Origin of the sequence: Paenibacillus lentimorbus NRRL B-30488, assembly GCF_000411595.1 — a bacterium.
Lineage (GTDB): Bacteria > Bacillota > Bacilli > Bacillales > Bacillaceae > Bacillus > Bacillus velezensis.
The window spans coordinates 38,845-58,473 of the sequence record NZ_ANAT01000030.1; the positions used below are offsets into that span (position 1 = coordinate 38,845).

Sequence of the window (19,629 nt, forward strand, 5' to 3'; positions counted from 1 at the left end):
AGAATACGATGAAGATTGCACATACGAAGTTACTGATCAGGGGTTTTGCATTACTATCAATCTTTCATGCGATTCTTCAGCTTCCTCCCGGCCGGGGGGAGCTGAAGGTTTTTTTGTCTGTGCTCGTGATGATGCTGACGGCTAATGACTGCCTGCGGCCGCTATATATGAAGAGAAGGCCGGCTGTATATCAAGGCTCTTTTCTCCTGAGCAACGTTATCGCGGGAGTTCTTTTGTACAATGTCTATAGTGTGGGGACACAGGCCGTAATGGTGCTTTTACTGGCGGAGGTGCTTATTACTGATCAGCAGATTCCGGCTGTTTTATTAACGGTGAATGCCGCCACATTTGCCGCAGCTTTATACGCCGGAGGAGCGGGTGTCAGTGATATCGTGCCGCCATACTTCATCATGTTTGCGGTGATTTATTTATATCGGAAAAACCTGCAGGAGAAGTCGAAGGTAGAATTGCTGAACCGAGAGCTGAAAACCGCTAATGACACACTGAAGGAATATTCAGACCGGATTGAGGAACTGGCTGTTACGAAAGAAAGAACAAGAATTGCGCAGGAGCTGCATGATTCGCTCGGTCATTATCTGGCTGCTCTGAAAATGAATTTAGAATTTGCCGGGAAGACAGCCGGGCATCAGCCGGACAAAGTGAAGCAGATCATTCATAAAGCGCATGATCTTACGAAAGAATCCATTTTAAAGCTTCGCCAGGCGGTTACGCTGCTGCAGGGCTCTTTGTCCGAGAGGGCGTTTGAGCAAGAGCTCCGTGACATTTTCAGTCATTTTCAAGAGGCGGGAGGCATTCGCTTCGAGCTGGAGACGGACGCGGCCATAGAAGCGGAACAGCCGGATGTGAAGCATTGTCTTTATCAATCCGTTCAGGAAACGATTACGAATGCGATAAAGCATGGACATGCTTCATATGTTTCTGTCCGGATTCAAAAAACCGAAATATGATATTGGCGCACATTCATAATAACGGCTCAGCCTGCGGAACGATCATAAAATCAAATGGTCTGAAAGGAATTGAGAAAAGAGCGGCCGCACTTGGCGGAGAGGCTGTTTTCTCTTCCGGGAAGGAAACGGGTTTTGACGTGAAAATAAGGATTCCATGCAAGGAGGAATAATCAAGTGAATGTCATGATTGCAGACGACCAGTCCATTGTGAGAGAGGGGCTGAAAATGATTCTGAGTCTTCACGAAGGAATTCAAATATCGGGAGAGGCTTCTTGCGGCGAAGAGGTTCTCCGGCTGCTTTCTCAAACCGAAACCGATGTGATTTTGATGGATATCAGAATGCCCGGTATGGACGGAATCGAAACGACAAAAGCGGTAAAAGCGCGATATCCTTCCGTAAAAGTCATCATTCTGACAACGTTTGAAGATGATCACTATATTTTTGCCGGGCTGAAAAGCGGAGCCGACGGCTATCTCTTGAAGGATGCTGATTCAGATGAAATTACCGCCTCCCTTCAAGCCGTTTATGAAGGGAAGATGATGCTGAATCCCAAAATCACGGTTTCCGTCGTAAAAGCGCTGAACAATATGGAGATCCCTGCGGTGCAGGAAGAGCCGCGGTCAAAGCTGAAGGAGATTCTCACGCCGAGAGAGCTTGATGTGGCGAAACACATTATGGAAGGCAAAAGCAATAAACGCATTGCCGCAGACTTATTTCTGACTGAAGGCACTGTGAAAAACTATGTATCCAGAATCCTCGATAAACTTGAAGTGTCAAACAGAACCGAGCTTACCTTATATTTGCAAAAATTGCTATAACCCCGCTTCACCCTCCTCTCTCCCTTTTTATCACTAAACATATGACGAAAGTAATACCCATATCGAGTACGAAAGTGAATAGAAAACAAGGATCGCCAAGAGTAGAATAAGTGCAGACATGACACAAGGAGTGCTGCACGAATGCTCGAATTAACGGATTTGACAAAAAAGTACGGCGATTTTACCGCTGTCAATCATATATCACTGCGCGTCGAAAAAGGAGAGATATTCGGTCTGCTGGGGCCAAACGGCGCCGGTAAATCAACAACGGTGTCGATGATCAGCACCGTGCTTCCGCCGACGGGCGGAACAATCTGTATTGACGGAGCCTCATTGCAGGAGCAGCCTGCGGCCATAAAAAAAGTGATGGGAGTCGTCCCGCAGGAAATCGCTTTATATCAAGCGTTAAGCGCAAAGGATAATTTGGCTTTTTTCGGAAGTCTGTACGGACTTTCCGGTAAGGAACTTTGTAAACGGGTTGATGAAGTGTTGGACATCATCGAATTACAGGAACAGCGAAATCAAAGGATATCTGAGTTTTCGGGCGGCATGAAAAGACGGGTGAATATCGGTGCCGCGCTAATGAATGAACCGAAACTATTCATTTTAGATGAACCGACCGTCGGAATTGATCCGCAATCCAGACACCACATTCTTGAAACCGTGAAGACGTTAAATCAAGAAAAAGGGATGACCGTCATCTACACGAGCCATTACATGGAAGAGGCCGAATACCTCTGTGAAAAAGCGGCGATCATGGATCACGGCTCAATCATTGCCTGCGGGACGAAAGACGAATTGAAGCAGTCAGCCAAAGCCTCTGATACCCTGACCGTGAATGCAGAGGGGCTGAATGATGATGCCGTTAAAAAAATCCGCCGCATTCCCGGTGTTGCCGAGGCTGCTGTCAGCCGGCAGACCATTACGATGCTCGTCTCTGCGGCAGATCGCAATATCCTTGATATTGCGGATGATATCAGGAAAACCGGTATCACCATTAAGGGCATTCATTTCGAGGAAGCCAATCTGGAAAGCATTTTCCTCCGGCTCACCGGCAAAACGCTGCGGGATTCATAGGGGGCGTCATGAAAATATTATTCAGGCTGATCTTATTAGATTTTCGGTTATTGGCCGGCGCAAAGTCTTTCTATATAAAACTGCTTCTGTTTCCGGCGCTGATGATTTTCATTTTAGGAACGGTTTTTCACGGCGATTCAAAAGTGAAGCCATTTCAGACTGCGTTTTATAATGCGGATCACGCGGAGAGTTCTTTGGGTGACCAATTAAAGAATGACGTGCTGAACCAAAACGATCTCATCCGTGTAAAAGATATAGGCAGTTACCAAGAAGGGAAACAGCTTGTCGAAAGCGGCAAAGTCTCCGTTTTTGTATACGTGCCGAAAGGCTTTGCAAAAGCGGCGGAACACAATGAAAAAACAAGTATCAAAGTCATCTCGGACCAACAAGGCTCTGTAAACGGAGACATTGTGGAAATGATGGCCGATTCGTTTGTCACCAGAGTAAAAGCGGAATTCAGCGAAGAAAAAGCGGTGCTCAAGCAGTCGGGACATCTGTCAAAGGGAGATGTCAGCAAAATCATCAGCGGCCTTTCGGGTGAACGTGGACAGACTGTCACCATTCCGAAACAGTCCGCAGGCAATCACGCGGCTCCGATTGATGCGATGCAGTATTATTCAATCGCAATGGTCGTCATGTTCTCCATTATGACCGCGTTTGCGCTCATTCACGGGATAGTGGAAGAGAGACAGCAGTACACGTTATTCAGAATCAAATCAATGCCTGTTTTACGTATCCAATACGTGGCGGGTAAGCTTTTGGGAATCATGTTTGCCATCCTGATGCAAATGGCTGCCGTCATCATCGCAAGCAGCATCTTATATCAGGTAAAATGGGGCAATTTGTTTGAAGTATTGCTGGTGACGATCGTTTATTCATTTGCGATCGGCAGTATTGTGCTCCTTTGGGGGGTTACTGCAAAAAACCACGAGACCGTCTCAAGCATGGCGGCTCCTATTCTGTATGGCTTCAGTTTTTTAGGCGGAAGTTTTATCGCAAAAGACGGCTTGCCTGACAGTTTGAAAATCGTGCAGGAGCTGATACCGAACGGCAAAGCGATCAACAGCTATATCAGTGTCACGCAGCATGCCGGTCTGAGCGGTATTGCGGCGGATTTGGCAGAGCTTGCCGCCATCGGCGCCGTGTTTTTATGTTTGACCGTCTGGGTGTTTAAACGGAAGGAGGCGGTTTCATGATGCAGCTGTTATTCATGATCAGACATCAGCTGAAACTGATGCTGCAAAATCGGGCTGCCATCTTTGCGACGATTTCCGCTCCGCTCCTTCTCACATATTTCTTTTCCTTTTCTGCGGAAGGCAGTCAGCAGAAGGAAGTATATGTAGCTGATGAGGATCAGAGCGCCTATTCAGCGCAATTTATGAAAATGATTCAGACAGCCGGCCATATAAAAGTCACGAAGGTCACGGAGGACGTATTAAAAACAAAGGTTAATCATCAGGATATATCCTTTGGATTGCTGATCGGCTCTCATTTTGAAGAGACATTATTTTCCGGAGATGAATTGAACGTTTCATTTATTCAGAATGAAGAAAAGGGTGATGCTGTTTTGACAGAGCAGCTGATTGTGCAGCAGGCGGGCGCGCTGAAAAAAATAGTCCGCGATGCAAAAGTGATATCCCGCACGCTGCACACCGATGGGAAGCAGGCGGCAGCTGATCTCTTGAAGGATATTCAGGGTCATTCCGCCGTCACCGTTGACCGCCATCACGTTTATGCAGGCGGGCAGGCGGCCGACAGACTCATCGGATTTTTAGTGATGTTTATCTGGTTCGTTGTAGTCCAAAGCCTGCGATCATTTATAGATGAACAAGAAAATCATACATATGACAGATTGCTGAGCACGCCCGTTTCCTATACGGCATATGCAATTTCTAAGTTTGCGGCGGCGTATCTTTTCGGACTTCTCCATATTATCGTGATTCTCGCTGCCGGAACATTCATGCTGCACATCCGTTTTGCTGATCATGTTTTTGCTGCTGGAGCGGTGCTTGCGGCCTGCTCGTTTGCGCTGACTGCTGTAACGATGGCCGTGATACCGTTCATGAAGAGCCAAAAGCAATTCACGTCGCTTGCTTCCGTTTTTATAGCTGTCACGGGTTTATTGGGAGGGGCTTTCTTCACATTAGACACGGCTCCGGAGTACATGCGGATGCTGTCATTGTTTACCCCTGAAAAATGGGCGATCGGCGCGTTTCAAAACAATGGCGGAGACAGCATGCAGATAGTGCCGCTGAGCCTGTTTCTTGCCGCCGGTGCAGCGTCATTGGTTTTATCACTCTATTTGATAAACCGTAATATGAAAAAACACAGTTAGGAGGATGGCTGCTTTGTATATGGCAGAAATCATCGGAATCATAGAAGTGCTCGCTGGAGCCGCAATGAACGTATGGATCGGCTGGCTCGGAAAAACCTTTTTCGGTAAGGATGACAGAAGTTCAAGAGTCGTGTTAAGAATCTGCGGCATCTTTCTCATAATCAATGGCGTTTCCAGAGCGTTTCATATCTAGTTCACAAAATATTCCGGACTCTTTTATAAAATGTAATCTTTTTCCTTGGGAATCATGTAAAATAGTATAGGATTCTACGAAAAGAATAAGAGGAGGAAGAAACATGAAAAAGAGACTCGTTTTGCTATTTGCCGCGGCCGCTGCTGCTTTGTTGCTTGTGAGCGGGTTGTGGGCTCCGTCAGCGTCTGCGGCGCCGGCCCCTGCTTTAACACAAATCCGTATTATCGGTGTGACGTCTGACGGTCAGAATTACCAATGGGAAAATATCGGGCCGAACCAAATCAGCGCATCAAAACCGATGAAGGGGACAACGGGTTATTTAGCCGTATATTTCCAAGGGTATCCGAACAATAACTCGATTCAAGCGTTTAACAACGGAACGAATATTACAAATCTTACGTCAAAAGCGCTGGAAGATGAATATACGAAAAACGGCAATATCGTTACAGGCTATATTAAATATTACAGCGTTCCTCTTTCTTATGTCAGTTCAGGAACGTTCTCTTTCTCCGCAACGGGACTGAACGGGCCGTACACGCCGTTAAGCAGCGGATTTTTCTCCATTCAGGTACAGAGTTAAAACAGCCGCCCGGTGCTTTCATGTATAGTTTTTCTCTCTTTCCGGGAAGCTATTCCTAAAGAAAAGGGAGGGCTTACATGATGGACAGGACACTTGGATATTTGCGCGAGTCGCTTTCGAACCACTTGGAGCATGATGTGTGCCGGGGGATTTATAAAAAGCTTCAGGTGAAGCATTATGCAAATGAAGGCGAGTTCGTGAAAGATCTAAATGATCTGGAAATGGATGCGCTGAATCAGGTGCTTGAAAAGGAAATCAAATATGCTGAGAACGAGCAGGATGAGAAGCGCACGATGGAATTGAATGAAGTATATGAGCTCCTGTTTTAAAAAGCCTCCCGGCGGCCGGGAGGCTTTTTATTGTTTCGGAAACAGTTTACAGAATCATCCAACCCTTTGTATAATGGATAGTTGTGAAAAACACAGACGGAGGAGAAACATGAACGAAATAAAAAAACAGACGGTTCTTGAGTTGTCATCGGTTGAAAAAGCTTTGGTTTTTCTGGTGCCGCCATTATTAGGGCTGGTCATCGGATGGTTTCTGCCGGTCATTGCGAAGTGGGCCGTAACATTGGATTGGCTGCCTTTTCACGGGCCGCTGGAAATAATCGCTTCCTTTCACGGATGGAAGGCTGCGGCTGCAACTGCCGTTATCGGCTTAATTGGGGGAGTGTGGCTGACGCAGGCAGCTTTTAAAGAAAGTCTTGTGGCAGTCGTGACGGACAGCGAGGTGTCCTTAACCATATATAATGAAGAAAGCGTGTTTTCGAAAGACAGCATTTCCGGTGTGTTTACGGATGGGAAGTATCTTGTCTTATTAGGCACTGAAGGACAGGAGCTTTTTCGGGAGAAGCTTGAGCCGGCGGTTGAAAAAGCGGCTGATGCGTTTCGCGCGCATGGGTATGTCTGGCTGGGGACGGAAGATCCTTTTAAAGAAGAATACAAACGGTGGGTGCCGGACACGCCGGATTTGGAGCCTGGGGCAAATGCTCTTTTAAAAGCGAGAGAAAAGGCGCTGAAAGAGGAGGAAAAGGCAGATGCGAAAGAGCTGAAAGCGGAAATATCCAAACTGGGCATTACCGTGCGGGAGAAAGGATCGCGCCAATATTGGCGGATCTATAAAACGCCGTCTGCATAAAAAAAGCTGCCGCCGTTTGATACGGCCGGGCAGCCCGGGAACAGATTATTTCTTCTTGTCATCATAATATTGAACCGGGTACATGGAGCCTTCGGATACCATTTTGTTATCTTCAATATCTTCGGGATGCGGGTTGCCTGCTTTGTTGACGGGGAATGATTCAATATCCTGCTTCCCGGAGAGCGATGTTTTCATATTGCGGATAAAGTTCATCACCTTTTGGCGGTTTGATTTATCTTTGAGCAGGTAGGAAGTCACTCCGACAGTCGACACGGCAAGTCCTGAAATGAGCAGTTTTTGTTTCACGATAAAAACTCCTTTCTATTTCTGGCTTGCAGTAGTTATTCCCGCTTAACGGCTGTTTAAACATCGGAAGGTTAATTTTGGCTTGCCGCTTTAATGCGATAAAGATTGACAAAACTATTTTCAGAATAATATTATAAATATATGATAGCGCTGGAGTCATATTTTAATTGAAAGGTGTTAACTTTATGAATCAATTACATCGCAGAATGGGAACGTTTGCACTCATGATGGTCGGACTTGGGTCGATGATTGGCTCCGGTTGGTTATTCGGGGCGTGGCGGGCGGCTCAGATTGCGGGACCTGCCGCAATTATTTCCTGGATTATCGGTATGATCGTTATTTTGTTTATCGCACTTTCTTACAGTGAATTGGGTTCAATGTTCCCGGAAGCCGGGGGAATGGTAAAATATACTCAATATTCTCATGGATCATTTATTGGATTTATCGCAGGATGGGCAAACTGGATTGCGATTGTTTCCGTTATTCCGGTGGAGGCGGTTGCGTCTGTTCAATATATGAGCTCATGGCCGTGGGACTGGGCAAAGTGGACAAGCAATCTCGTTCACAACGGCACACTTACGGGAGAGGGGCTCGGCTTCGCATCCGTATTACTGATTATTTACTTTTTACTGAATTTTTGGACAGTTAACTTATTTTCAAAAGCGAATTCATTGATTACCATATTTAAAATCATTATTCCGGGGCTGACAATCGGAGCGCTGCTGTTTACCGGTTTTCACGGCGGAAACTTCACATCCGGTTCAAGCATTGCGCCGAACGGCTGGGCAAGCGTGCTGACGGCGGTGGCCACATCAGGTATCGTATTTGCGTTTAACGGGTTTCAAAGCCCGATTAACATGGCCGGCGAAGCAAAAAATCCCGGCAAATCGATTCCGATTGCGGTTGTCGGTTCGCTGCTGGTCGCAACCGTCATTTACGTCCTATTGCAAATCGCATTTATCGGGGCGGTTGAACCTTCCATGATCGTTCACGGCTGGAGTCACCTGAACTTCAACTCTCCATTTGCCGATTTGGCGATCGCATTGAATATCAACTGGCTTGTCATTATTCTTTATGCGGACGCGTTCGTATCTCCGTCAGGAACGGGTATCACTTATACCGCTACGACGTCCCGCATGATTTACGGCATGGAAAAAAATAAATATATGCCGAGCATTTTCGGAAAGCTTCATCCGCTGTACGGCGTGCCGCGCCAAGCGATGATTTTCAATCTGATCGTATCGTTTATCTTTTTGTTTTTATTCAGAGGATGGGGCGTGCTTGCTGAAATCATTTCCGTTGCGACGCTGATTTCTTATATCACGGGTCCCGTGACGGTGATGACGCTGCGGCGGACGGCGGCGGATTTGTACCGGCCTCTCCGTCTGAAAGGCCTGAGCGTGGTTGCACCGCTCGGCTTCGTGTTCGCGTCTCTCGTGCTGTATTGGGCGCGCTGGCCGTTAACAGGGCAGGTGCTGTTTATCATTTTGATCGGCCTTCCGATTTATTTCTACTACCAAGCGAAAGCGAAGTGGAAAGGATTCCGCAGAAACTTTAAAGGCGGCGTCTGGATGGTTGTCTATCTGCTCAGCATGATGGTCATTTCATGGCTCGGAAGTGAAAAATTCGGCGGTCTGAACATCATTCCGTACGGATGGGATATGGGGCTGATCGCAATCGTTGCCCTTGCCTTCTATGCGTGGGCGCTGAAGAGCGGATTCAAGACTGAGTATTTGAAAGACGCCAAAGCAATCAACGACCAATTAAAAGGCGGACAGGCGGAAGCCGCTGCCGGAAAAGAATAATGATTGATACAAACCTTGCGGTACATTTCCCGCAAGGTTTTTTAATCGGGCAAAAAACATGGTTCGGCATCATCCCCGAACCCATGCTGGCTCGATACAGGCTGACGATGAATGAGCAAGCCTAACGACAGGCAACCAAGGCCAGTATTCTTTTTTTCTCATGATTTCTCCGCCTTATCAATAACTGTCTCCCATATTAAACAATGAATGTAAAAGATATGTTGGGCAACTATCAACTATTAATCTTTTATATTTCTTTCTTCTCCGTAACTTTCTCCGTTTTCCTTTACTCCAAGTCAAAGTTTTTGAGACAAGACAAATAATTAACCGCAGAGAAAATACAGTACGTAAGTCGTGTTTACAATAAATGTATAATCAATTAAAATATAGGAGAATAAATAAATAGTTGGAGGTAATAAGTATGAAAATGCGAAAATTTTTTGCAACATTATGCATCGTTACTCCCTTAGTATTTGGAGGTTTTACGAGTGTTAAGGCTGTAGACTCGTATAATTCAGAAACAGTAAACTACATATTGAAAATGAATCCGAATCTGTCGAAAAAAGAATTAATTGAATCTGTTAATGATCTAGTTAAACAAGATAATAAAACATCTAATGAGATCTTAGAGGAAATTAAAACTGAATTAAAGAAGCAAGAAAAGCTAGATAAAGAAGAAGATAAAAGTAATAGAATGAGCACAATGGGCAAGAATAGCGGGCCGAAAATTATAGGATCAAGCTCTAAAGGTAATGTTTACTATACACCTGCATCTACTTTTGGGCTTCCGCATGGACATGTCGGTATGTACTATAAGGGAAATCAAATTGTCGAATCGGTCCCTAAAAAAGGTGTTCGTGCAATAGCTTCCTCGAAACGTAAGGTCGAAAAAAATGCTGTAATTCAAAATGTGAAAGTTTCTAGTTCTAAAAAAATAATTCAGTAAATTGGGGTTACAGCAGGGTTGGGAAGGATGGTTATTCATATAATTTTGCAACAAATAGAAAATCGAGTCATTATGGTGATAAAAACTGTTCAAAACTATTATGGTCAGCTTTTAAGCTAAAGGCTGGTATAGATATGGATAAAGATAAAGGTCTGGGTGTCTATCCAAGAGACATCAGAGATTCCAATTATACAAAAACTATTAAAACATTTTGATGAATTATTTTCACTCCCTAAGTTTATTTAGGGAGTCATATTATTTTAAGGAGTGAGATTATATTTGAACAAGATTAAGTGGCTTATTATAATTGGGGTCATAGTATTTATTGGTATATTTATATGTATCGGAACATTTAAATATACTAATTCAGTTTCTGATGTTAAACAAACTGAAACAGAAAAAGAAAAGAATTTCTTGAATGATAAAATTGCAGCTATATATTATTCAGCAACAATAGATTACCCTAAAGATGGGAGTTACACTGTATATATTGATGAAAAAGGAGCAGCAACAGCTGTAAAAGGAGATGCTATTGAGGTTGGAACCATTGCACAAGATGAAAAAAACATAGTTAGACAGGACAAAAAAGAAGTATATATGATAGGCGATAGCTTTAAGAAATTCCCGATGCAACATCAAGTACATACAAGTTATGGGCAGTCATCGGGCCATTTAATAAAAGGAAATATCTTTTATTTTTTGAATAATCAAGAAGTTGGTAAAAACCATTATAATAGCTTAATCAGATGGGGTAACAGCAATGGATTTCATGAAAAAATTATTCCGGGTTTCTATACAAGTACCGGTAATGACGGTGAATATATTTACGTGATAAATGAAGATTCTTCAATCAAAACACCGACTTTCCAGGATGTTAAAATAGATAAAGATAAAGTTACAGTAGGGAAAGGAACAACAATTCCTATATTAAATGAAGAAAATTGGAGTGTTTATTCACAGATAATAGTTAAAAAAAGCTCAGCCTTTTTTATACTATATAACCAAACGGATAAATCAAACAAAGTACAATTCAAAGTAGCAAAAATTGATTTAAAGCATAATAAGTTTAAAGGTGCATATCCTTTAGGCAGTTATCATATCCCTGATGAAATTTCTCAGCTGGCTATTCCTCTTTCCACTAATAACTTTTTTGTAAAAAATGACACTTTATATCATTTGGCAGCTAATTCAATACTTTATACTTTCGATCTGAAAAGTATGAAGCCGAAGAAAAAACTCCCATTACATAGGTCAACAAAATTTGAAAACCAAGCAAAATTCACTTATTTTGACGAGTCTGAAATTTTCTTGTTAGAAATAAGCAAGGGCGGGAAATATGTGATTAATTCTTACTCTTATAAAAACGGAAAAAATTAAAATCTACTCCTATCAGAGGACTTGAAAAAATTATTAACAATACCCATGTTTCTGAATATGACTTTTTTATGATTAAGAAAAACAAAGAAGTATGGAGTGATTAGATATAAATGGCTAGACAGCTGAGTGAGTATACTTAAGGGGAAATTAAATTCACAAAGGAGAATAATAATGGATGAGCTAGATATTGCTTTTGGTATTTTACCACTTTCTATTATTGTCTTATCGATTATATTCACGTATATTTTCAAAAAAGTGTATATAATGCCGCTTGTCAGCATAGTTGTTTCTGTCATACTAATGTTTACTGTTTTTAATCTATCTTTCTGGGGATGGGTTGTTGTCTATGGTTTAGTATCACTAATATTATCATATATTACAAATAGTATAAGAAAGAAAATAGATAATAGAAATAAATAATTATATTCCTTTGATTAAAAAGGTATCACAAGTAATTCATCATTACTGTGATACCTTTTTACAATTAAGGTGAATCTCAGCCTAATAATAACATGCCCCGCCCGCTATATAACCCATGATGGCGTTTGCATTATCGGGCAAAAAAACATGGGTTCGGCATCATCCCCGAACCCATGCTGGCTTTATGATTTGTATTCTTTTTTAACCTTTTGGAATATATCCGCATAGTTGGTAAACACACCGGTTACGCCCCAATTCAGCAGACGGCGCATGTCCGTCTCGCTGTTCACGGTGTAAGGATGAAGCAGAAGGCCGTGGCTGCGAATGTTTCGGACATTTTGAGCGTTCAGCGCTTTGTAATCCGGTCCGATTCCGACGGCATATGTTTTGATGTCCGTTAAATCTGCGTCAGTCATTGACGTCATCTGTTCCGCTTCAAGCAATTGGACGGCGGGAAGTTTCGGATCGAGCTGTTTGATTTTCAGAAGGCTGTCCCTGCTGAAAGACTGAATGATAACTTGTCCAAGTTTCGCATGCTTTCCTGCCAATTTATATTTTTTCAGTGAAGCGATCAGTTTTTCTTCCATACCCGGATATGTTTCGGGCGCCTTTGTTTCAATATAATAGTTTGCATGTCTGCCGAACCGTTTTAACACGTCATCAAGTGTGGGAACGCGAAGTCCGGCGTATTGCGGTTTTGCTTTTTCCGGATAGGCCTTATTGAACCAAGAACCGGCGTCGAGCTTTTGAATCTCGGCTAATGTATGATCCTTCACCCAGCCTTGTCCGTTTGTGGTGCGGTCCAGCTTTTCATCATGCATGACGATCAGCTTGCCGTCTTTTGTCATTTGTAAATCCAGCTCAATATAGTCAGCCTTCATTTTTTGCGCAGTTTCATAAGAAAGGATCGTGTGCTCCGGGACATACCCCGAAGCACCGCGATGGGCAATGGTCAAAATTCTGTCAGGAGACAAGAGGTTTCCTTTTCCCGCCGCCGATACAGGCGTGACGATGAATGACAATAAACCGAGTGAAAGCAATACCAAAGCAAACAACTTATGTTTCCGCATGTTTTCTTCCCCCTTAAAAATCAATATCTGTCTCTAGTGTAGAAAATCGTTGTAAATGCTGTACTGCAAAAATATTAATCTTTTATGTTGTTTTCTTACACATGCTCCGCCCGCTTGCCTGTATTCCACGTCATAGCCAAGAAGACGATGGACAGCACACATGAGGAGATAAGCATGATAAAGCCGCCGTTCCAGTCAAACCGGTCTACGACATAACCCATAATGGCGTTGGCGAAAGCAGAGCCTCCGATGTAGCCGAAGAACCCGGTTAAGCCGGCTGCCGTTCCCGCCGCTTTTTTAGGCGCAAGGTCAATGGCCTGAAGTCCGATCAGCATGACAGGCCCATAGATTAAGAATCCGATGCTGATCAGCGCGATATTATCGATGAGCGGATGACCGGCAGGGTTAAGCCAGTAGACCAATACAGCGATAAATACGCCGGCCATGAACAGCACGCCGGCCGGTGCGCGGCGGCTTTTAAAAAATCGGTCGCTGATCCAGCCGCACAAAATCGTTCCCGGAATTCCCGCATATTCATAAAGGAAATAAGACCATCTGGAGTCTTCAGGAGAGAACCCTTTCGCTTCCGTCAAATAAGTCGGCGCCCAGTCAACGACACCGTAACGCACGAAATAAACAAAGACATTGGCAAATGCGATATACCACAGAAATTTATTATTCAGCACGTATTTGAAAAGAATTTCTTTGGTCGTCATCTCTTTTTCCTGGTCTTTGAACGCATGTTTCGGATAGTCATTCCGGTATTCTTCAATCGGCGGAAGCCCGCAGGATTGCGGCGTGTCCCGAACGAGAAGAACAATCACAAATGAAATGACGATGGCGATAATCGCCGGAAAGAAAAATACGCTTTTCCAAGTAACAAACATGGCGATGCCGAGAGTCACGAGCGGGGCGAGAATACCTCCGCCTATGTTATGGGCGACATTCCATATCGACATTTTCGTTCCGCGTTCACTGATGGAAAACCAATGAGCCATCGTCCGTCCGCAAGGCGGCCAGCCCATTCCTTGAAACCATCCGTTAATAAACATAAAAATGAACATAATCGTCACGCTTGACGTGACCCATGGCATGGAAACAAATAAAATGTTGACGACACCTGACAAAAACAGACCTGTCGCAAGGAAATACCTCGGGTTGCAGCGGTCAGACACCATCCCCATAATAAATTTGCTGAAGCCGTAAGCGATTGATACGGCCGCAAGCACCAAGCCAAGTTCCCCTTTTGAAAACCCTTGTTCCTGAAAATAAGGAATAGCGAAGGCAAAGTTTTTGCGAAGTAAATAATACCCGGCATACCCGATGAAAATCCCCAAAAATACCTGCAGCCTCAGCCGTTTATAGGCCGCATCCGTCTTTGAATCATCCAATCTCTCAATATGCGGAGCCGGCTTGAACAATTGAAACATCATATCCTCCCCTTTGCTGAACGTCTATCATGATGTATGTATGACTCCTTTCCTTGAAAATGACAAAAAGAACCAGAAATCACCCTTATGAAAGGGCGGGGTTTCCTGGTTCTCCTCATCTCCATCCAAAAATCATTAACTTGTATATGATAGCGCTTTCTTAAATTACCACAGTCTGACGTGGATGTAAACGCTTTAAGGAAAGTTTTCATTTTTTTGAATAAATAACCGGAGGGAATATCAGCCGGAGCGCGAAAGATTTGAGGTACTCGATTTTGTACTCAGGCATAAGATGTGTTAGGCCGAACTAAGAAAAGCGAAGGGAGTGCATCTGTTGATTGATGAATTGGATTTTGCGTTCGGTGTTCTGCCGCTTTGTATCATCATTCTGTCAGTCGCCGGAACGTACCTGTTTAAAAACGCGTTCATTATGCCGGCTGCCGCTTTGGCCGTTTGCCTTATATGCACCTTTACCATATTGAATTTCTCGTTTATCGGGTGGGCCGTCGTGTACACGCTCGTCTCTTTCGCGTTATCGCATATTACGATGGTGGTGATCAGCCAAAATAAAAATAGGATCGGCGGCAGCCGATCCAGCTATCAAAAGCAGAGAACACATCTCTGCTTTGTTTTATTTATGAATGTGCAGGAATTCCTTGATGACCGCGGTCTGTTCTTCTTTCGGATAGCTTCTGTACAGATGGCTGGCTAAGCGGACGGGGTCACCGAAGAAGTACCGCTCATATTGTGTCTGCCTTGTTCCAAAGGGGCTCATGGTCAAATCCCATGCGAGGCGGAACACTTTTACCCGGTCTTCAGCGTTCAATTCGGCCGCCTGCAAATATTGGTCAAGGTCTCCTCTGATGTCGGAACGGAACGCTTTTTCAGTCGGCAAAGTCACCATTCCGCTTGCCCCGATCAGCTGGATGATTTCCGTGAAGCGCGGGTAGATGTCAGGGAAAATCGCGCTGACCACACGAAGCGGAGTGACACTCGGACGCATATAACCCCATTCGTCTGTTTCCGCATCATTCTCCGACTTTTCCAAAAGGGCTTTCATCGTTTCCAGACCGGTGATGATCTCAGCCATCTTAGCCTGAATATGCTGATATTCGCCTACATCTATCGCATCGACAAGCGTTTGGGCGAGGCCAAGGAGAAACTCCGTCTTTACAATTTGTCTCGTGATAACTTGATGAAATGCGAAGGCGTTAAAAGAGCTTTTCATATTAAAATCAAAAGCCGCCTCGTAATTATTGTAAAAAAATACGCGTTCCCAAGGGACCAAAACGTGATCAAATACAACGATAGAATCCATTTCTTCATATCTTGAGCTGAGCGGATAATCAAACGATGATTTTCCGAGTACGAAAGATTCCCTGCAGATGAATTTTACTCCCTTTGTATTGGAAGGGATTGAAAAAGCGAACGCTTCATCCGATTCAAAATACATCTTAGGCAGAGAAACCACGAGCACTTCATCCGTCAGGCCCCCTTGTGTGGCTAAAATCCGCGCGCCGTGTATGATGAGGCCTTTTTCATTTTTATCGACGACTTTTGCCGAGATAGGTGTCGGCGATACGTTTACGCCCATTTGTGAACGATTCACCTGAGGGGTGATAAACGTGTGCGTAAAAGAAAGATCCTGTGCGGCAGCGCGTTCGTACAGCGCTTGAACATGTTCCGGAAAACAATGATCGCGGTCTTTCAAAAGCGCGGCAGAGGAGGCGAAGCTCATCAGCACGGTATTCATATAATCCGGGCTTCGTCCCATCATTCCGTGCGTGTGTCTGGCCCAATGTTCGAACATGTTTCTTCTTCTTTTTACGTCTTCTTTCGTTTTCGGCTGCAGGTATGAAAGCCCGGCCCGTTCTTTTTTACCGGGAAGACTGTAAGTCATTTGATCTTTCATGTCCGGTTTCGTTTGCAAATCATAAAGAGAGCGCTTCGTTTCCAGAAGGCCCTTAAATGCGGGATGTTCAGAAATCTGTCCCTCGATCTTTTCACCATCAAGCCAAATCTCATTTCCAAGCTGATTTAATCGGTCAATGAACATTTTGCCATTAATGATACCCATCATGTCGCCCTTCTTTCTTTGCAGATCCACTACCTCATTATATTGAAAACGAAATTGGGTGTTCCGGTTATTTCCAAAGGGGAAGAGCCTTTTTTTGATAGGGGGGTGAAGGGATTGCATCATAAAAAAACCCCTTAAGCAGAGGGGTTTTTAACTGATCATGTCTTTGTATCGTTGTTCGAGGACAAAGTCTATCATTCCGGTGATACGGGTGTTTTCAGATTTTTGTCTGAAACGGTCAGACACTTGGATTTTCCTTGAAAACGGAAATACAGCAAAAATCCAAACAAGGCCGGCCAGGCCAAAAACCATTTGCAGAACCATTTCAATCAATTCATTAAAATGAGTGCTGAAAAAAAAGATATATAACGTGATGAATGTGACTGTACATACGATTTTGACAGTATGTCGGAAGGTGAGGGGCGGTTCAGTGAAACACATTTTCATTTGATTCAGTGTGAGCGAATCTTGTTTCATCAAATATGTAAGCAGTTCTTTGTCATTTTGACTTCGCGGAATCAAATCATTTTCTATTTTTTGAACGGTGTCCTTGTATGTCTCCATATCAATCTTCATGCGAATCCTCCTTTAGAAATAACTCCAAGAATACTCATTGAGCATTCCTGGAGCAAGGAGCTGCCTGTTCAATTATAGAAATAGTGATAAAACTGTGCTGAACAAGGCTGCAGCTCCTCCTAATTCAGGTGCTAAAACGACTAAAGCACCGATCCCTACAATAACAATAATTCCTGCGCCTGCAATAGCCATGGTATTCACGACAGAATCCCAATCCGGAGAGTACACTTCTTCGGAATCCGGCAATCTGAAGCTCTTTTGTTTTATTTTAAATGTAATGGTAGTTGTTAGTCCAGTTGTAGCACTGTCACCGACCGGAATATCAGGTGTATAAATTTTAAATTGAATATTCAGCGATCCCGCAGACGGATTGACATACACTTCTAAATAACCGTTGCGGACTGACAAGCTCAGACTGTTAAGCAGGTTTTGATAGGAATCAATTTGTGATGCTGTAAAAGAGACTTGTGAATCTCCCATCAGACCGGTAATATAAGCTCCCGGTTTGCCGTTTGTAATGGTAACTGTGTTGGGAGAACCTTCGCTTGGCACTGTTGCCAAAAGTGAAGTGGATAAAAGAATATCCATTTCAGGTGATGTATAAATGGTTTCTGTCTTGTCGAATTCAAACATGGCATTCGCAAGATTCGATATATTTTCTAAAGCAGGAATGGTTGTTAAAATGTCCGTCAGTGTACGCAGTCTTGCATCATACACAGGATCAGAAGGCGGATGAACGCTGCTTGCACCCGAGTCTTTTCCGGAGTAACCGTCTTTGTCAATGGCGACTTTTCCCGCTCCGCTTCCGATCGTTCCTTCATAAAATTGATCAAAAGCCCAGTTTTTCGGCATCGGGTATCCGAGGTTGCCGCTGAATCCGGTCGACATGTTAGCTGTAAAGCTATATTTGGTCAGACCTGCTTCTGACGTCCGGATACAAATGTTTCTCGGTCCGTATACCCCGATTTCATATTTCGGCGCAGTTGAGAACGCCTGCATTTTCATAAAAGCTGACTTGATTTCTTGGAAGTAAGGGATGATTTTATCCGTGACTTCATAATCATACGCATCAAAATCGACGGCAAAGTAAATGGTCGTTCCTGACGGAAAACCTAATCTTCGGGCGGCTGATGCAGCGCTGTACGCATCTCTCGTTCCTTGGTCTTTTACAAAATAAGAAGATTCATAGCCGCCGTCCTGATAAATCGGAAACACGCTTAAGCCGGCATTGAAAATCGCGGAAAGTTCTTTTGACGTTAACGCTTTCGATGTCAGTCCGCTGCTCGTCCGCACATTCCCGGTCAGATATCTTCCCACGATCTTATAGCCATTCTCACGCAAAGTTTTAGCCGTATCTGCCGTCAAAATGGCAGCGGTGTCACAAGCTGAAGCAGCCCGCGTTGTGTCGCCTGAGCTTGATAATAAAGCTTTAATCGTCGGCATGTCCGCATAACCTGTCTGCGGCAGGCACATAAATTCTTGGAAAGCTTTCACTGCCGATACAACTCCGACGCCGTATTTTCCGTCGAATTCACCGGGGTCAAATGATTTCCCATTACAGTAAAGCGCGTATTGAACAATCAAAACAAAGCCTGTCCGTGAATCGCCGGGAGTCAAGGTAGGACATAAGCTGGTCGTTCCGTTCCCGAAAAATCCATTGGCGACGCTTGTGCTCATGCCTTCTTCTTTTTGCAGAGCATAAATGAGAGCCTTGTTTGTATCGCGGGCATATAAGCCGTCACAAGGCATCAAGCCGATGTAGTCATTGTAATCCCGGTTCAGGTTCTGCTGGATTTGGCGGATTCTTTTGTCGCCTCCCGCTACTAACCGAAAAGCGCTCATATCCAGCAAGGCCTTCATAATGAGTGCCGTGACGATGCCGTCTTGCTTAGTGAGCCCGGCCGCTTTTTGAAACTCTTTTACAGCGCTTTCGGTATTTTCATAGAAAACGCCAGAAAATCCGCCCGGGTTAAATCCTTTACACCACAGCGCCCCCTGCAGAATGTAATTCATGTTTGTCGGCTTAGAATCGGGAGCCTGCTTTTTCAGCGGTTTAAACAATCTTTGTGTCGTCGGTCCGAAGTTATCGGCTGGTTCTGAAATACCAAGCTCAATTTGAAGCGCCCGTGTCAGACCGTAAATGGTATCCCAGCCTGTTTTTCCGTTTTCCGGCACCTTGTTGTACCCGTGTCTGCCTTTGTACGTCTCATTCAGCCATTGTTGTGTTTCCAGGACCATTTCGTCCATTGCAATCCCTCCATTATGTGTAGTGTGCGTTCATTCATAGGTGGCAAACGTATGACAGTTTGTCATGGGTGCAGGAGTTTGTCCGAGGACAGCCCCATCATACAATCGCAGCACAAACGCCGAAAGAGAGGCATTGATAGGAAAAGATCTCTCTATGACACAATTGATACAATAACAGCAAAATGGATAGCGGTTTAAAGTAACATTATCACTTAATCAAAAATAACAAGAATCATAAGTAGTAGTCATATAGTCATTTCCAGGGC

19 protein-coding genes and 2 pseudogenes are annotated in these 19,629 nt (G+C 44.1%); 15 read left to right on the forward strand and 6 right to left on the reverse strand.

Annotated features, from left to right (window positions below; genetic code table 11):
- Positions 1–8: 8 nt before the first annotated feature.
- The 9 genes and pseudogenes from D368_RS15055 (at position 9) to D368_RS15095 (ending at position 7,109) form a co-directional block, all read left to right on the forward strand.
- A pseudogene (locus D368_RS15055) lies at positions 9–1,138 on the forward strand (sensor histidine kinase).
- 4 nt (positions 1,139–1,142) lie between these two features.
- A complete protein-coding gene (locus D368_RS15060; RefSeq protein ID WP_070081300.1) occupies positions 1,143–1,787 on the forward strand; it encodes a response regulator in 645 nt (214 codons plus the stop codon).
- Between the two features lie 141 nt (positions 1,788–1,928).
- Positions 1,929–2,864 carry an ABC transporter ATP-binding protein gene (locus tag D368_RS15065; RefSeq protein WP_128574945.1) on the forward strand — a complete coding sequence of 312 codons (936 nt, stop codon included), beginning with the start codon at positions 1,929–1,931 and terminating at the stop codon, positions 2,862–2,864.
- Positions 2,865–2,872: 8 nt separating this feature from the next.
- A complete protein-coding gene (locus tag D368_RS15070; protein WP_101562648.1) occupies positions 2,873–4,060 on the forward strand; it encodes an ABC transporter permease in 1,188 nt (395 codons plus the stop codon).
- A complete protein-coding gene (locus tag D368_RS15075; RefSeq protein ID WP_128574946.1) occupies positions 4,057–5,199 on the forward strand; it encodes an ABC transporter permease in 1,143 nt (380 codons plus the stop codon). Before D368_RS15070 ends, D368_RS15075 begins: the two co-directional genes overlap by 4 nt.
- 13 nt (positions 5,200–5,212) lie before the next feature.
- Positions 5,213–5,392 (forward strand): hypothetical protein, encoded by a 180-nt coding sequence (locus tag D368_RS15080; RefSeq protein WP_003156739.1) that lies wholly within the window; start codon positions 5,213–5,215, stop codon positions 5,390–5,392.
- A 103-nt stretch (positions 5,393–5,495) separates the two neighbouring features.
- A complete protein-coding gene (locus D368_RS15085) occupies positions 5,496–5,972 on the forward strand; it encodes a DUF4879 domain-containing protein (protein ID WP_101562650.1) in 477 nt (158 codons plus the stop codon).
- An 80-nt stretch (positions 5,973–6,052) separates the two neighbouring features.
- Complete coding sequence (locus D368_RS15090) at positions 6,053–6,301, forward strand: sigma-G-dependent sporulation-specific acid-soluble spore protein CsgA (RefSeq protein WP_007408989.1); 249 nt, start codon at positions 6,053–6,055, stop codon at positions 6,299–6,301.
- Positions 6,302–6,410: 109 nt separating this feature from the next.
- Positions 6,411–7,109, forward strand: a complete 699-nt coding sequence (locus tag D368_RS15095) for a YqeB family protein (protein WP_063174898.1) — start codon at positions 6,411–6,413, stop codon at positions 7,107–7,109.
- 45 nt (positions 7,110–7,154) lie between these two features.
- Here D368_RS15095 and D368_RS15100 read toward each other — a convergent pair whose 3' ends face one another.
- Entirely contained in the window at positions 7,155–7,415 is a 261-nt protein-coding gene (locus tag D368_RS15100) for a hypothetical protein (RefSeq protein ID WP_003156732.1), read from the reverse strand.
- A 185-nt stretch (positions 7,416–7,600) separates the two neighbouring features.
- On the opposite strand from D368_RS15100, the gene aimA reads away from it, so the two are divergent.
- From aimA to D368_RS15120, 5 genes are all read left to right on the forward strand, one after another.
- Positions 7,601–9,220, forward strand: coding sequence for a glutamate/serine transporter AimA (gene aimA / locus D368_RS15105; RefSeq protein ID WP_128574947.1), 1,620 nt, complete (start codon positions 7,601–7,603; stop codon positions 9,218–9,220).
- Positions 9,220–9,345 carry a hypothetical protein gene (locus D368_RS20265; RefSeq protein ID WP_267892126.1) on the forward strand — a complete coding sequence of 42 codons (126 nt, stop codon included), beginning with the start codon at positions 9,220–9,222 and terminating at the stop codon, positions 9,343–9,345. Before aimA ends, D368_RS20265 begins: the two co-directional genes overlap by 1 nt.
- Positions 9,346–9,641: 296 nt before the next feature.
- Positions 9,642–10,166, forward strand: a complete 525-nt coding sequence (locus tag D368_RS15110; RefSeq protein ID WP_486129272.1) for a hypothetical protein — start codon at positions 9,642–9,644, stop codon at positions 10,164–10,166.
- Positions 10,167–10,445: 279 nt separating this feature from the next.
- Complete coding sequence (locus D368_RS15115) at positions 10,446–11,543, forward strand: hypothetical protein (protein WP_486129273.1); 1,098 nt, start codon at positions 10,446–10,448, stop codon at positions 11,541–11,543.
- 171 nt (positions 11,544–11,714) lie between these two features.
- Complete coding sequence (locus D368_RS15120) at positions 11,715–11,963, forward strand: DUF2651 family protein (protein ID WP_063174901.1); 249 nt, start codon at positions 11,715–11,717, stop codon at positions 11,961–11,963.
- A gap of 182 nt (positions 11,964–12,145) precedes the next feature.
- Here the strand turns inward: D368_RS15120 and D368_RS15125 are convergent, their stop codons facing one another.
- The gene (locus D368_RS15125; protein WP_101562652.1) at positions 12,146–13,033 is read right to left on the reverse strand and encodes a glycerophosphodiester phosphodiesterase; all 888 of its coding nucleotides are present in this window, start codon (positions 13,031–13,033) and stop codon (positions 12,146–12,148) included.
- A 95-nt stretch (positions 13,034–13,128) separates the two neighbouring features.
- A complete protein-coding gene (gene glpT / locus D368_RS15130) occupies positions 13,129–14,463 on the reverse strand; it encodes a glycerol-3-phosphate transporter (protein WP_003156725.1) in 1,335 nt (444 codons plus the stop codon).
- Positions 14,464–14,797: 334 nt separating this feature from the next.
- Between glpT and D368_RS15140 the strand changes: the two are divergent.
- A pseudogene (locus D368_RS15140) lies at positions 14,798–15,034 on the forward strand (DUF2651 family protein); the annotation flags it as partial.
- A gap of 60 nt (positions 15,035–15,094) precedes the next feature.
- Here D368_RS15140 and hpaB read toward each other — a convergent pair.
- The 3 genes from hpaB to D368_RS15155 form a co-directional block, all read right to left on the reverse strand.
- Positions 15,095–16,540, reverse strand: a complete 1,446-nt coding sequence (hpaB, locus tag D368_RS15145; RefSeq protein WP_015388754.1) for a 4-hydroxyphenylacetate 3-monooxygenase, oxygenase component — start codon at positions 16,538–16,540, stop codon at positions 15,095–15,097.
- A 150-nt stretch (positions 16,541–16,690) separates the two neighbouring features.
- Positions 16,691–17,116, reverse strand: coding sequence for a hypothetical protein (locus D368_RS15150; RefSeq protein ID WP_128574948.1), 426 nt, complete (start codon positions 17,114–17,116; stop codon positions 16,691–16,693).
- A 72-nt stretch (positions 17,117–17,188) separates the two neighbouring features.
- Positions 17,189–19,363, reverse strand: a complete 2,175-nt coding sequence (locus tag D368_RS15155; RefSeq protein ID WP_063174905.1) for a glycoside hydrolase domain-containing protein — start codon at positions 19,361–19,363, stop codon at positions 17,189–17,191.
- Positions 19,364–19,629 lie beyond the last annotated feature (266 nt).

What these genes read in the sequence shown, in the direction of transcription:
- D368_RS15065 (WP_128574945.1), top strand. Translation starts at nt 1,929, where the DNA reads ATGCTCGAATTAACGGATTTGACAAAAAAGTACGGCGATTTTACCGCT.
- D368_RS15070 (WP_101562648.1), top strand. Translation starts at nt 2,873, where the DNA reads ATGAAAATATTATTCAGGCTGATCTTATTAGATTTTCGGTTATTGGCC.
- D368_RS15075 (WP_128574946.1), top strand. Translation starts at nt 4,057, where the DNA reads ATGATGCAGCTGTTATTCATGATCAGACATCAGCTGAAACTGATGCTG.
- D368_RS15085 (WP_101562650.1), top strand. Translation starts at nt 5,496, where the DNA reads ATGAAAAAGAGACTCGTTTTGCTATTTGCCGCGGCCGCTGCTGCTTTG.
- D368_RS15090 (WP_007408989.1), top strand. Translation starts at nt 6,053, where the DNA reads ATGGACAGGACACTTGGATATTTGCGCGAGTCGCTTTCGAACCACTTG.
- D368_RS15095 (WP_063174898.1), top strand. Translation starts at nt 6,411, where the DNA reads ATGAACGAAATAAAAAAACAGACGGTTCTTGAGTTGTCATCGGTTGAA.
- aimA (WP_128574947.1), top strand. Translation starts at nt 7,601, where the DNA reads ATGAATCAATTACATCGCAGAATGGGAACGTTTGCACTCATGATGGTC.
- D368_RS20265 (WP_267892126.1), top strand. Translation starts at nt 9,220, where the DNA reads ATGATTGATACAAACCTTGCGGTACATTTCCCGCAAGGTTTTTTAATC.
- D368_RS15110 (WP_486129272.1), top strand. Translation starts at nt 9,642, where the DNA reads ATGAAAATGCGAAAATTTTTTGCAACATTATGCATCGTTACTCCCTTA.
- D368_RS15120 (WP_063174901.1), top strand. Translation starts at nt 11,715, where the DNA reads ATGGATGAGCTAGATATTGCTTTTGGTATTTTACCACTTTCTATTATT.
- D368_RS15125 (WP_101562652.1), bottom strand. Translation starts at nt 13,033, where the DNA reads ATGCGGAAACATAAGTTGTTTGCTTTGGTATTGCTTTCACTCGGTTTA.
- glpT (WP_003156725.1), bottom strand. Translation starts at nt 14,463, where the DNA reads ATGTTTCAATTGTTCAAGCCGGCTCCGCATATTGAGAGATTGGATGAT.
- hpaB (WP_015388754.1), bottom strand. Translation starts at nt 16,540, where the DNA reads ATGGGTATCATTAATGGCAAAATGTTCATTGACCGATTAAATCAGCTT.
- D368_RS15150 (WP_128574948.1), bottom strand. Translation starts at nt 17,116, where the DNA reads ATGAAGATTGATATGGAGACATACAAGGACACCGTTCAAAAAATAGAA.
- D368_RS15155 (WP_063174905.1), bottom strand. Translation starts at nt 19,363, where the DNA reads ATGGACGAAATGGTCCTGGAAACACAACAATGGCTGAATGAGACGTAC.